The organism is Streptomyces sp. NPDC041191 (assembly GCF_055591945.1).
On the sequence record NZ_JBVIZC010000007.1, the window covers coordinates 362,579 to 375,215 of the forward strand.

Here is a 12,637-nt window from a genome sequence, read left to right on the forward strand (position 1 = left end):
GTGCAGCCCCTTACGGCGCTCCCCGGTAGGGTGGCGCGCGCATCGTGCGCAACCGCGAATCAGGGGGTCCACACCGTGAGTACGACCGCAGCGACCGGCTTCTGCCGCGTCACCGTCGTGGCGCCGGACAGCCGCATCGACGTCGCGCTCCCCGAGGACATCGCCGTCGCCGACGTCTACCCGGAGATCCTGCGGCTCACCGGCCAGACCCAGGCCCCGGGCACCCCCACCGGCTACCACCTGGTCCGCCGCGACGGATCCGTCCTGGACGGCGCCCGCACCCTGGCCGCCCAGCGGGTCCTCGACGGCGACGTGCTCTCCCTGCGCCCCTTCGCCCGGTCCCTGCCGCCGGCCGTCTACGACGACGTCTCCGACGCCGTCGCCTCCGCCGTCACCCGCGACCGGCACCTGTGGAGCGACGAACTGCTGCGCGGCGCCGGACTCCTCGGCGGCGTGCTGCTCCTCGTCCTCATGAACTTCGTCCTCTGGTACGCCGACCCGGTCCGCCACGACATGCACGGCCTCCCCGGTATCGTCGCGGGCGCCGCCGGCCTCCTCCTCACCGCCTTCGCCGGCGTGCGCGCCCGCGTCTACCGGGACCGGCCGACCGCCGTCGCCCTCGGTCTCGGCGCCCTGCCCCTGCTGCTCCTGGCCGGCTCTGGCATCGTCGGCCCCGATGCCGGCCAGGGCCCCGGCCGCCTCCAGTTCCTGTTCGGCTGCGTCACCGTCCTCGTCGCCTCCGTCGTCCTCGTCGCGCTCACCCCCAGCGGGGACGCCCCCTTCGTCGCCGCCACCTTCCTCGCCGCCGTCGGCACCCTCGCCACCTTCGTCGCGATCCTCACCGGGGCGACCGCCACCGGGACCGCCGCCGTCTGCGCCCCCGTCGCCCTCGGCCTCGTCGCCTTCCTGCCCGGCCTCTCCGCACGCTTCGCCCGGCTGCCCATCGGCTACGCCGCCCCGCGCAGCGCCGCCGACGACGAATTCCTCGGCGACCCGCGGCAGCCCGGCGGGGAGGCCCGTCCCGTGGACGGCGAGCGCATCGCGCTCCAGGCCCGCCGCGGCCACGAGATGCTTCTCGGCCTGGTCGGCGGCTGCGCGGCCGTCGTCGTCGGCTCCGCCGCCGTCCTCGGTTTCGCCGGAAACGTCTGGGGCCAGCTCCTCGCCCTCGCCTCCGGCCTCGCGATGCTGCTGCGCGCCCGCCTCTTCCGCTACACCTCCCAGGTCGCCTGCGCCCTGGTCGCCGGCATCGCCGCCATCGCGCTGCTCGTCCTCGGCCTCTCCCTGAACCCGCCGGCCGACCTGGTCGGGGATCTCCTGGTGTACGGGGACCGCGGCGGCCTCGACATCCGTACGATCTGGCTCACCGCCGCCGTCGCCGGCGGAGCCGCGCTGGTCACCGCGATCGGCCTGATCGTCCCGAAGAAGGGGCTCTCGCCCTTCTGGGGCCGCCTGCTCGACCTGACCGAGGGCTTCGTCCTGCTCTCCCTCGTCCCGCTCTGCCTCGCCGTCCTCGACGTCTTCACCACGGTCCGCTCCCTCACCGGCGCGTAGCCCGCCGACGGGAGGGGGCCCCCGGGGCCGCTCCGGCGAACTGGTACGCTGTGTGACGGCCGTTTGTGTACGCGCTCCCGGAAGCCCTCGAAGCCTCTGGAAGCTGCGCCCATCGGACCTTCGCCCGCCGAGTCACGGAAGCTTCCCCTGAGAACCAGACCAGGGGCACTCGCGGGCGCACGAACCAAGAGGAGATCCGCGTGGCTCTCGACGCCGCCGTCAAGAAGCAGATCATGGCCGAGTTCGGCACCAAGGAGGGCGACACCGGCTCCCCTGAGGTCCAGGTCGCGATGCTGACCCGCCGCATCTCGGACCTGACCGAGCACCTCAAGCAGCACAAGCACGACCACCACTCCCGCCGTGGTCTGCTGATCCTGGTCGGCCAGCGCCGCCGCCTGCTGCAGTACCTGGCCAAGAAGGACATCCAGCGCTTCCGTACGCTGGTCGACCGCCTCGGCATCCGCCGCGGCGCGGCCGGCGGCGCCAAGTAGGACGCCGTGGAGGGAGCGGTTCCCATGTTCAGGGGGCCGCTCCCTTTGCCGTACGTGCGAGAAACCCGCGCGTCCCTTTAGTCTGGTAGCACAACCCCATACGACGAGCGAGAAGCCGCCGGCCGGCCGCCGGTCCTCGGTAGTGGCCCCCGGAACCGAATCCCCGGGTGCTTCGATCGAAGACCGGCCCGCCTCAGAAGCGCTTCTCCGCCGCCGTCGCACACCGTCCCCGGCCACACGGGCCCGGGACGCAAAGACGAACACGTAGGAGAAACCCATAGTGGAGAACGAGACCCACTACGCCGAGGCCGTCATCGACAACGGCGCCTTCGGCACCCGCACCATCCGCTTCGAGACCGGCCGCCTCGCCAAGCAGGCCGCCGGCTCCGCCGTCGCCTACCTGGACGACGACACGATGGTCCTCTCGGCGACCACCGCCTCGAAGCGCCCCAAGGACCAGCTCGACTTCTTCCCCCTGACGGTGGACGTCGAGGAGCGGATGTACGCGGCCGGCAAGATCCCCGGCTCCTTCTTCCGCCGGGAGGGCCGCCCCTCCGAGGACGCCGTCCTCACCTGCCGCCTGATCGACCGCCCGCTGCGCCCCTCCTTCAAGAAGGGCCTGCGCAACGAGATCCAGATCGTCGAGACGATCATGGCACTCAACCCCGACCACCTGTACGACGTGGTCGCCATCAACGCCGCCTCCTGCTCCACGCAGCTCGCCGGCCTGCCCTTCTCCGGGCCGATCGGCGGCACCCGCGTCGCCCTGATCAAGGGCCAGTGGGTCGCCTTCCCGACGCACACCGAGCTCGAGGACGCCGTCTTCGACATGGTCGTCGCCGGCCGCGTCCTGGAGGACGGCGACGTCGCGATCATGATGGTCGAGGCCGAGGCCACCGAGAAGACCATCCAGCTGGTCAAGGACGGTGCCGAGGCGCCGACCGAGGAGGTCGTCGCCGCCGGTCTCGAGGCCGCGAAGCCCTTCATCAAGGTCCTCTGCAAGGCCCAGTCGGACCTCGCCGCCAAGGCCGCCAAGCCCACCGGCGAGTTCCCGGTCTTCCTCGACTACCAGGACGACGTCCTGGAGGCGCTCTCCTCCGCCGTCAAGGGCGAGCTGGCCCAGGCGCTCACCATCGCCGGCAAGCAGGAGCGCGAGGCCGAGCTCGACCGCATCAAGGAGCTCGCCGCCGAGAAGCTCCTCCCGGCCTTCGAGGGCCGCGAGAAGGAGATCTCGGGCGCCTACCGCGCGCTGACCAAGAAGCTGGTCCGCGAGCGCATCATCAAGGACAAGGTCCGCATCGACGGCCGCGGCATCACGGACATCCGTACGCTCGCCGCCGAGGTCGAGGCCATCCCGCGCGTGCACGGCTCGGCGCTCTTCGAGCGTGGCGAGACCCAGATCCTGGGCGTCACCACCCTCAACATGCTCCGCATGGAGCAGCAGCTGGACACCCTCTCCCCGGTGACCCGCAAGCGCTACATGCACAACTACAACTTCCCGCCGTACTCCGTCGGCGAGACCGGCCGCGTGGGCTCGCCCAAGCGCCGCGAGATCGGCCACGGCGCCCTCGCCGAGCGCGCCCTCGTGCCGGTCCTCCCGACCCGCGAGGAGTTCCCCTACGCGATCCGCCAGGTGTCCGAGGCCCTCGGCTCCAACGGCTCGACGTCCATGGGTTCGGTCTGCGCCTCCACCATGTCCCTGCTGAACGCCGGCGTGCCGCTCAAGGCCCCCGTCGCCGGCATCGCCATGGGCCTGATCTCCGAGGAGATCGACGGCCAGACGCACTACGTCGCCCTCACCGACATCCTCGGTGCGGAGGACGCCTTCGGCGACATGGACTTCAAGGTCGCCGGTACGAAGGAGTTCGTCACCGCCCTCCAGCTCGACACCAAGCTGGACGGCATCCCGGCCTCCGTCCTGGCCGCGGCCCTCAAGCAGGCCCGCGACGCCCGCCTCCACATCCTCGACGTGATGATGGAAGCGATCGACACCCCGGACGAGATGTCCCCCAACGCCCCGCGGATCATCACCGTCAAGATCCCCGTGGACAAGATCGGCGAGGTCATCGGCCCCAAGGGCAAGATGATCAACCAGATCCAGGAGGACACCGGCGCCGAGATCACGATCGAGGACGACGGCACCATCTACATCGGTGCCCAGGTCGGCTCGCAGGCCGAGGCCGCCCGCGCCACGATCAACGGCATCGCCAACCCGACCATGCCGGAGGTCGGCGAGCGCTACCTGGGCACGGTCGTCAAGACCACGACCTTCGGTGCCTTCGTCTCCCTGCTCCCGGGCAAGGACGGCCTGCTGCACATCTCGCAGATCCGCAAGCTCGCCGGTGGCAAGCGCGTGGAGAACGTCGAGGACGTGCTCGCGATCGGCTCCAAGGTCCAGGTCGAGATCGCCGAGATCGACCAGCGCGGCAAGCTCTCCCTGATCCCCGTGATCGCGGACGAGGACGCCGCCGAGGGTGACAAGGACGACGCCGCCAAGTGACGTCCCGTAGTTCCCGCGCGACGGCCCGCCCCTCCTCCGAGGGGCGGGCCGTCGCCCGTACCCAAACGCTTCTCCCGGGCAGGGACGGCATCGGCACGGTCCGGCGCACCACCCTCCCCGGCGGCCTCCGCGTCGTCACCGAGACCCTTCCCTCCGTGCGCTCCGCCACCTTCGGCATCTGGGCGCACGTCGGGTCCCGCGACGAGACCCCGGCGCTCAACGGGGCGACGCACTACCTGGAACACCTCCTCTTCAAGGGCACCCGCGAGCGGTCCGCCCTCGACATCTCCGCCGCGATCGACGCGGTCGGCGGCGAGATGAACGCCTTCACGGCGAAGGAGTACACCTGCTACTACGCCCGGGTCCTCGACACCGACCTGCCGCTGGCGATCGACGTCGTCTGCGACATGCTGACCGGCTCCCTCGTCCTCGACGAGGACGTGGAGGCCGAGCGCGGGGTCATCCTCGAAGAGATCGCGATGACCGAGGACGACCCCGGCGACGTCGTGCACGAGCTGTTCGCGCAGACGATGTTCGGCGACACCCCGCTGGGCCGCCCGGTCCTCGGCACCGTCGACACCGTCAACGCCCTCACCCGGAGCCAGATCGCCCGCTTCTACAAGAAGCACTACGACCCGACCCACCTGGTCGTCGCCGCCGCCGGCAACGTCGACCACGCCACGGTCGTGCGCCGGGTCCGCCGCGCCTTCGAGAAGGCCGGCGCCCTCGGACGCGCCGACGCCGTCCCCGTCGCCCCCCGCGACGGCGCCCGCACCCTGCGCGCGGCGGGCCGCGTCGAACTCCTCGGCCGCAAGACCGAGCAGGCCCACGTGGTCCTCGGCATGCCGGGCCTGGCCCGCACCGACGAGCGCCGCTGGGCCCTCGGCGTGCTGAACACCGCCCTCGGCGGCGGCATGTCCTCCCGCCTCTTCCAGGAGGTCCGCGAGAAGCGCGGCCTGGCCTACAGCGTGTACTCGTACACCTCGGGCTTCGCCGACTGCGGCCTCTTCGGGGTGTACGCGGGCTGCCGGCCCAACCAGGTCCACGACGTCCTGGAGATCTGCCGGGACGAGCTGGCCAAGGCCGCCTCCGACGGCCTCACGGACGAGGAGATCCGCCGCGCGATCGGCCAGCTCTCCGGCTCGACCGTGCTCGGCCTGGAGGACACCGGCGCGCTGATGAACCGCATCGGCAAGAGCGAGCTGTGCTGGGGCACCCAGATGTCGGTCGACGACATGCTGACCCGGATCGCCGCCGTCACCCCGGACGAGGTCCGGGAGGTCGCCCGCGATGTACTGGAGCAGCGGCCCTCGCTCGCGGTGATCGGCCCGCTGAAGGACAAGCAGGCCGACCGCCTCCGGCAAGCGGTCTCCTGACCCACGAGTCCCCCTTAAGGAAGAGCAATGAGCAAGCTGCGCGTGGCGGTCCTCGGCGCGAAGGGCCGCATCGGCTCCGAAGCGGTCCGGGCCGTCGAGGCCGCCGAGGACATGGAACTGGTCGCGGCCCTCGGCCGCGGCGACGGACTGGAGGCGCTCACCGAGGCGGGCGCCCAGGTCGTCGTCGAGCTGACCACTCCGGACTCGGTGATGGAGAACCTCGACTTCTGCGTGCGCCACGGCATCCACGCGGTCGTCGGCACGACCGGCTGGACCGAGGAGCGCCTCGCGCGGCTGCGGACCTGGCTCGACGCCTCTCCGGGGACCGGCGTCCTCATCGCCCCGAACTTCTCCGTCGGCGCGGTCCTCACCATGAGGTTCGCCCAGCTCGCGGCCCCGTACTTCGAGTCGGTCGAGGTCGTCGAGCTGCACCACCCGAACAAGGTGGACGCCCCCTCGGGCACCGCCACCCGCACCGCCCAGCTCATCGCCGAGGCCCGGTCGAAGGCAGGCCGCGCTCCGCAGCCCGACGCCACGACCACCGCCCTGGACGGTGCGCGGGGGGCGGACGTGGACGGCGTGCCCGTGCACGCGGTACGCCTCCGGGGCCTGCTGGCCCACCAGGAGGTGCTGCTCGGCGGCGAGGGCGAGACCCTCACCGTCCGCCACGACTCCCTGCACCACTCCAGCTTCATGCCGGGCATCCTCCTGGGCGCCCGCCGCGTGACCACCGCCCCGGGCCTCACCTTCGGCCTGGAACACTTCCTGGACCTGGGCTGACGGCCATGGGCGGAAAGATCACGTACGTCTTCCTCGCCACCGTCCTGGTGCTCGTCTTCGGGGTGGTGGCGATGGAGGGCGTCCTGCTGCTCCTCACGGGCGAGCCGGCCGCCATGGGCATGGGCGCGGTGGCGTTCCTGCTGCCGCTCGTCGGCGGCTGGTTCCTCTGGAAGAACACCCGCTTCGCGCGCCGGGCGAACCGTCTCGCCGCCGAACTGGAGGCGGAGGGCGGCCTGCCCGTCGACGAGCTGCGGCGCACGGCGGGCGGCCGGATCGACCGCGACTCGGCCGACGAGGTCTTCGCGCGGCGCAAGGCCGAGGCGGAGGAATCGCCCGGGGACTGGCGCTGCTGGTTCCGGCTCGCGGTCGCCTACCACGACGCCCGTGACACCCCCAGGGCCCGCCAGGCGATGCAGCGGGCCATCGCGCTCCACGAGGGGCGTCCGGTCAGCGTGTAGCGACCGGGGCCGTGCCGTACTCGGCGTTCCACGCCTCGACCGTGTCGGCGGCCCGGTCGAACGCCTCCACCCGGGAGAGGAAGTCGGCGCCGTGGTCGGTGAGCAGCAGCAGCTGCTCACCGCGACGGCGGCCGAGCACCAGGGCCTGTCCCTGGACGGTACGGGGGAGCCCCAGCCAGCGCACCGGCTGCTGCGCGGTCCGTACGGACGCCACATCGGCCCACGGCACGGTGAGGGTCGAGAGGAAGCCCACGCGCCGCACGCCGGCCCGGCTCACCCAGGTGCCCATCCGCAGCATCCGCAGCGTGGCCAGGATGATGAGCAGGGCGATGCCGAAGGTGACGCCCCCGCCGCCGAAGGAGCCCGCCGCGGCGACGATCACCGCGGCGAGGAGCACGAAGGAGGCGAGCAGCAGCGAGAGCGCCGCCGCCCCGACCCGCCAGGACCCCGGCCGGTACGGACGGCGCCACTGGTCGTGGTCGTCGAACGGCAGGGCGACAGGGTCGGTCGTGTCAAAAGCACGGTCGGCCGTCAGGAAGGGCAGGGGCACGACAGGTCCTCACTCACAAGCACGCTCGAAGGGGCGATGCCCGGTGAGGCTACCTCAGTGGCCTTCGGAGGCCGCGGACTGCTGCTGGCGGGCGGCCGATTCGCCCGACTGGAGCGACGGCATCCCGAAGACCAGCGCCCCGACGAGACCGGCCACGACGGTCAGTCCGAGCAGGGTACGGCCCACGATCTGCGAGGCGCTGGGACGTTCCCGGGGCGGCGGAGTGACGTTACTGCGAAAGTGGTCGGCCTCCACGACGAACGCGAACGGTACGGCCTCTTTCCGGCGGAACATCAGAGCCACTCTCCTGGGATGTCGTCTGGGGGTGTCGTCGTGTATTCACCTGTACAGACGAGGAAACCGGTCCTTTGGTGCCCGTTTTCGCCAAGGATTTCACCAAACCGGCCGAATGCAGTCCTCCAGGAGGACTCCAGGAGGAGGGGGTCCGACCTCCGGAGGACCCTCGTTAAAGTGGGCGGCTGCACCCCGACTGGAAGGACCGCTGGTGAGCGACAGCCCCACCGAGAACGTGAAGATCGACTTCAGGAGCGACGTCACCGTCGACCTGGTCAAGAGCGCGGCGGCCGACTCCGACGTCCTGTGGGCCGCCCGGGTCTCCACGGCGGGCGAGCAGTCCCTCGAAGAGCTCCAGAAGGACCCCGAGCGCTCCAAGGGCCTCATCAACTACCTCATGCGGGATCGCCACGGCAGCCCGTTCGAGCACAACTCGATGACCTTCTTCATCAGCGCCCCGATCTTCGTGTTCCGCGAGTTCATGCGGCACCGCGTGGGCTGGTCGTACAACGAGGAATCGGGCCGCTACAGGGAGCTCCAGCCGGTCTTCTACGTCCCCGACACCTCCCGCAAGCTCGTCCAGGAGGGCCGCCCCGGCAAGTACGTCTTCGTCGAGGGCACCCCGGAGCAGCACGAGCTGACGAGCCGCGCGATGGAGGACTCCTACCGGCAGGCGTACGAGACATACCGGGAGATGCTGGCCGCCGGCGTCGCCCGCGAGGTCGCCCGCGCGGTCCTTCCGGTCGGGCTCTTCTCCTCGATGTACGCCACGTGCAACGCGCGCTCGCTCATGCACTTCCTGGGCCTGCGCACCCAGCACGAGCTGGCCGCGGTCCCGTCCTTCCCGCAGCGGGAGATCGAGATGGTCGGCGAGCGGATGGAGGAGCACTGGGCCCGGCTGATGCCGCTGACCCACGCGGCCTTCAACAAGAACGGCCGTGTGGCCCCGTAGGGCACACATGTCCGACCCCGCCATGCGAAGTGTCCGTATTGCGGGGTTTCGAGAAGTTCATCTAGGCTGATCAAACGGACCCGGCGCTGCCTGAACCCCCGAGCAGGCAGCGCCGGGCTCCTTCTCTCCCGTCCCCCCAGAGGGGCACCCGGTGCTGAGCAGCGAGTAGCGTGGTACCCATGGCTCCGATCTCCACTCCGCAGACCCCCTTCGGGCGGGTCCTCACCGCCATGGTCACGCCCTTCACGGCGGACGGCGCACTCGACCTCGACGGTGCCCAGCGGCTCGCCACCCACCTGGTGGACGCGGGCAACGACGGCCTCGTCGTCAACGGCACCACCGGCGAGTCCCCCACCACCAGCGACGCGGAGAAATCGGAGCTGGTACGAGCGGTACGGGAGGCGGTCGGCGACCGCGCCCACGTCGTCGCCGGCATCGGCACCAACGACACCCGCCACTCGGTCGAGCTGGCCCGCGCCGCCGAGCGCGACGGGGCCCACGGCCTCCTCGCCGTGACGCCCTACTACAACAAGCCTCCGCAGGAGGGCCTGTACCGGCACTTCTCGGCCATCGCCGACGCCACCGAGCTCCCGGTGATGCTGTACGACATCCCCGGCCGCAGCGGCGTCCCGATCGACACCGAGACGATCGTCCGCCTCGCCGAGCACCCGCGCGTCGTCGCCAACAAGGACGCCAAGGGCGACCTGGCCGGCGCGAGCTGGGCCATCGCGCGCTCCGGCCTCGCCTGGTACTCCGGCGACGACATGCTCAACCTGCCGCTGCTCTCCGTCGGCGCCTGCGGCTTCGTCTCCGTCGTGGGCCACGTCGCCACCCCGGAGCTCCGCGCCCTCCTCGACGCCCACCTGGGCGGCGAGGTGCAGAAGGCGACCGAGATCCACCAGAGGCTGCTCCCGGTCTACACCGGCATGTTCCGCACCCAGGGCGTCATGACCACCAAGGCCGCCCTCGCCCTCCAGGGCCTCCCCGCCGGCCCGCTGCGGCCCCCGCTCGTCGAGCTCTCCCCGCAGGAGACGGAGCAGCTCAAGGTCGATCTGGCCGCCGGCGGGGTAGAACTCTGATCAACGACTTCACAACTGAACATCGTCACCAGTCGAAAACCACAACAGCAAGTGCACGAATGTCATGCGCGCCACGTGCCAGGGGGTACGTGGCGTGCGTGGTGAGGAGAGTCTTTTGAGTCATCCGCATCCTGAACTCGGTGCCCCGCCGAAGCTGCCGAAGGGCGCCCTGCGCGTCATCCCGCTCGGCGGGCTCGGTGAGATCGGCCGGAACATGACGGTCTTCGAGTTCGACGGCCGTCTGCTCATCGTCGACTGCGGCGTCCTCTTCCCCGAGGAGGAGCAGCCCGGCGTCGACCTGATCCTGCCGGACTTCACCATCATCCGGGACCGCCTCGACGACATCGAGGGCATCGTGCTCACGCACGGGCACGAGGACCACATCGGTGCCGTCCCCTACCTGCTCCGGCTCAAGCCGGACATCCCGCTGATCGGCTCCAAGCTGACCCTCGCGCTGATCGAGGCCAAGCTCCAGGAGCACCGCATCCGCCCCTACACCCTCGAGGTGAAGGAGGGCGACCGGGAGAGCCTGGGCGCGTTCGACTGCGAGTTCATCGCGGTCAACCACTCCATCCCGGACGCGCTCGCGGTCGCGATCCGCACCCCCGCGGGCACGGCCGTCGCCACCGGCGACTTCAAGATGGACCAGCTCCCGCTGGACGGCCGCCTCACCGACCTGCACGCGTTCGCGCGGCTCAGCGAGGAGGGCATCGACCTCCTGCTGTCCGACTCGACGAACGCCGAGGTCCCGGGCTTCGTCCCGCCGGAGCGGGAGATCTCGAACGTCCTGCGGAACGTCTTCGCGAACGCCCCGAAGCGGATCATCGTGGCCAGCTTCGCCAGCCACGTGCACCGCATCCAGCAGATCCTCGACGCCGCCCACGAGTATGGCCGCCGGGTCGCCTTCGTCGGCCGCTCGATGGTCCGCAACATGGGCATCGCCCGCGACCTGGGCTACCTCCGGGTCCCGGCCGGCCTCGTCGTGGACGTGAAGATCCTCGACGACCTGCCGGACGACGAGGTCGTGCTCGTCTGCACGGGTTCCCAGGGCGAGCCGATGGCGGCCCTGTCCCGCATGGCCAACCGCGACCACCAGATCCGGATCGTCCCGGGCGACACCGTGATCCTGGCGTCGTCCCTGATCCCGGGCAACGAGAACGCGGTCTACCGCGTGATCAACGGCCTGACCCGCTGGGGCGCGAACGTCGTCCACAAGGGCAACGCCAAGGTCCACGTCTCGGGCCACGCCTCGGCCGGCGAGCTGCTGTACTTCTACAACATCTGCAGGCCGAAGAACCTCATGCCGGTCCACGGCGAATGGCGCCACCTGCGCGCCAACGCCGAACTCGGCGCGATGACGGGCATTCCCAAGGACCACATCGTCATCGCCGAGGACGGCGTCGTCGTCGACCTGGTCGACGGCCGCGCCCGGATCACCGGCAAGGTCCAGGCGGGGTACGTGTACGTGGACGGCCTCTCGGTCGGCGACGTCACCGAGACCTCCCTCAAGGACCGCCGGATTCTCGGCGAGGAGGGCATCATCTCGGTCTTCGTCGTGATCGACTCGTCGTCCGGCAAGATCGTGGGCGGCCCGCACGTCCACGCCCGCGGCTCCGGCATCGACGACTCCGCGTTCGACGCGGTGCTCCCGAAGATCGACCAGGCGCTCAACAAGTCCTTCCAGGACGGCGTCGTCGAGCCCCACCAGCTCCAGCAGCTGATCCGCCGCTCCGTTGGCAAGTGGGTCTCCGACACCTACCGCCGGCGTCCGATGATCCTTCCGGTCGTCGTCGAGGTCTGACCGCGCTGACCAGCGCGAACAGGAGCGGGGCGCCACGATTTGCATCGGGGCGCCCCGCTCCAGTACGTTTACGGCTCCGCCAGAACGGGAAGCCCCGGCGCCGATGTGCGCCCGGAAGGCCGAACGGGAGGCGGAAAGACCGACTCAGAACTTCTGATAAAGTCGGAACCGCCGGAAGGACCCGGAGCGAAAGCGAAAGGGACCGGAAAGCACCGGGGAAATCGGATCGGAAAGATCTGATAGAGTCGGAAACGCAAGACCGAAGGGAAAAGCCCGGAGGAAAGCCCGGTGAGGGTGAGTACGAAGGAAGCGTCCGTTCCTTGAGAACTCAACAGCGTGCCAAAAATCAACGCCAGATTAGTTGATACCCCGTCCGGCCGGACCTGTCCGGTTGGTCGAGGTTCCTTTGAAAAATCAAGTCCGCCCCTTTGCCGGGGTGGCACACACAGCGAGGACGCTGTGGGCAGCCGGCCTTATTCCGGTCTGGCTGTCCCGCTCAACGCGAGTGTTTCACCCGATTACGGGTACACATTCACGGAGAGTTTGATCCTGGCTCAGGACGAACGCTGGCGGCGTGCTTAACACATGCAAGTCGAACGATGAAGCCCTTCGGGGTGGATTAGTGGCGAACGGGTGAGTAACACGTGGGCAATCTGCCCTTCACTCTGGGACAAGCCCTGGAAACGGGGTCTAATACCGGATACGACCCGCCGAGGCATCTCGGCGGGTGGAAAGCTCCGGCGGTGAAGGATGAGCCCGCGGCCTATCAGCTTGTTGGTGGGGTAATGGCCTACCAAGGCGACGA

Annotated in this window: 11 protein-coding genes and 1 rRNA gene; 10 read left to right on the forward strand and 2 right to left on the reverse strand. The window is 70.2% G+C overall.

The annotated features are described in order from the left end of the window. Positions 1 to 75: 75 nt before the first annotated feature. From eccD to ACZ6AQ_RS16850, 6 genes are all read left to right on the forward strand, one after another. On the forward strand, positions 76 to 1,551 hold the full coding sequence (gene eccD / locus ACZ6AQ_RS16825; RefSeq protein WP_468760457.1) for a type VII secretion integral membrane protein EccD: 1,476 nt from the start codon (positions 76 to 78) through the stop codon (positions 1,549 to 1,551). A gap of 200 nt (positions 1,552 to 1,751) precedes the next feature. Then, positions 1,752 to 2,042 (forward strand): 30S ribosomal protein S15, encoded by a 291-nt coding sequence (rpsO, locus tag ACZ6AQ_RS16830; protein WP_388699632.1) that lies wholly within the window; start codon positions 1,752 to 1,754, stop codon positions 2,040 to 2,042. 280 nt (positions 2,043 to 2,322) lie between these two features. Next, on the forward strand, positions 2,323 to 4,542 hold the full coding sequence (locus ACZ6AQ_RS16835; protein ID WP_388699634.1) for a polyribonucleotide nucleotidyltransferase: 2,220 nt from the start codon (positions 2,323 to 2,325) through the stop codon (positions 4,540 to 4,542). Continuing rightward, positions 4,539 to 5,918: a M16 family metallopeptidase gene (locus tag ACZ6AQ_RS16840; RefSeq protein WP_388699637.1), complete on the forward strand. Its 1,380-nt coding sequence runs from the start codon at positions 4,539 to 4,541 to the stop codon at positions 5,916 to 5,918. The genes ACZ6AQ_RS16835 and ACZ6AQ_RS16840 overlap by 4 nt, the downstream gene beginning before the upstream one ends. A 27-nt stretch (positions 5,919 to 5,945) precedes the next feature. Then, the gene (gene dapB / locus ACZ6AQ_RS16845; protein WP_468760458.1) at positions 5,946 to 6,698 is read left to right on the forward strand and encodes a 4-hydroxy-tetrahydrodipicolinate reductase; all 753 of its coding nucleotides are present in this window, start codon (positions 5,946 to 5,948) and stop codon (positions 6,696 to 6,698) included. Between the two features lie 5 nt (positions 6,699 to 6,703). Further along, on the forward strand, positions 6,704 to 7,156 hold the full coding sequence (locus ACZ6AQ_RS16850; RefSeq protein ID WP_468760459.1) for a hypothetical protein: 453 nt from the start codon (positions 6,704 to 6,706) through the stop codon (positions 7,154 to 7,156). Here the strand turns inward: ACZ6AQ_RS16850 and ACZ6AQ_RS16855 are convergent. Both ACZ6AQ_RS16855 and ACZ6AQ_RS16860 read right to left on the reverse strand, forming a co-directional pair. Next, positions 7,146 to 7,706: a hypothetical protein gene (locus ACZ6AQ_RS16855; RefSeq protein ID WP_468760460.1), complete on the reverse strand. Its 561-nt coding sequence runs from the start codon at positions 7,704 to 7,706 to the stop codon at positions 7,146 to 7,148. The two genes, ACZ6AQ_RS16850 and ACZ6AQ_RS16855, sit on opposite strands and share 11 nt — an antisense overlap. A 54-nt stretch (positions 7,707 to 7,760) precedes the next feature. Beyond that, the gene (locus ACZ6AQ_RS16860) at positions 7,761 to 8,000 is read right to left on the reverse strand and encodes a hypothetical protein (RefSeq protein ID WP_388699646.1); all 240 of its coding nucleotides are present in this window, start codon (positions 7,998 to 8,000) and stop codon (positions 7,761 to 7,763) included. 211 nt (positions 8,001 to 8,211) lie between these two features. On the opposite strand from ACZ6AQ_RS16860, the gene thyX reads away from it, so the two are divergent. The 4 genes from thyX to ACZ6AQ_RS16880 all read left to right on the forward strand — a co-directional run. Next, entirely contained in the window at positions 8,212 to 8,952 is a 741-nt protein-coding gene (gene thyX, locus ACZ6AQ_RS16865; protein ID WP_388699648.1) for an FAD-dependent thymidylate synthase, read from the forward strand. Positions 8,953 to 9,131: 179 nt separating this feature from the next. Next, positions 9,132 to 10,031, forward strand: coding sequence for a 4-hydroxy-tetrahydrodipicolinate synthase (dapA, locus tag ACZ6AQ_RS16870; protein WP_468760461.1), 900 nt, complete (start codon positions 9,132 to 9,134; stop codon positions 10,029 to 10,031). 115 nt (positions 10,032 to 10,146) lie between these two features. Further along, complete coding sequence (locus tag ACZ6AQ_RS16875; RefSeq protein WP_468760462.1) at positions 10,147 to 11,832, forward strand: ribonuclease J; 1,686 nt, start codon at positions 10,147 to 10,149, stop codon at positions 11,830 to 11,832. Positions 11,833 to 12,363: 531 nt separating this feature from the next. Beyond that, positions 12,364 to 12,637, forward strand: a 16S ribosomal RNA gene (locus ACZ6AQ_RS16880); the annotation flags it as partial.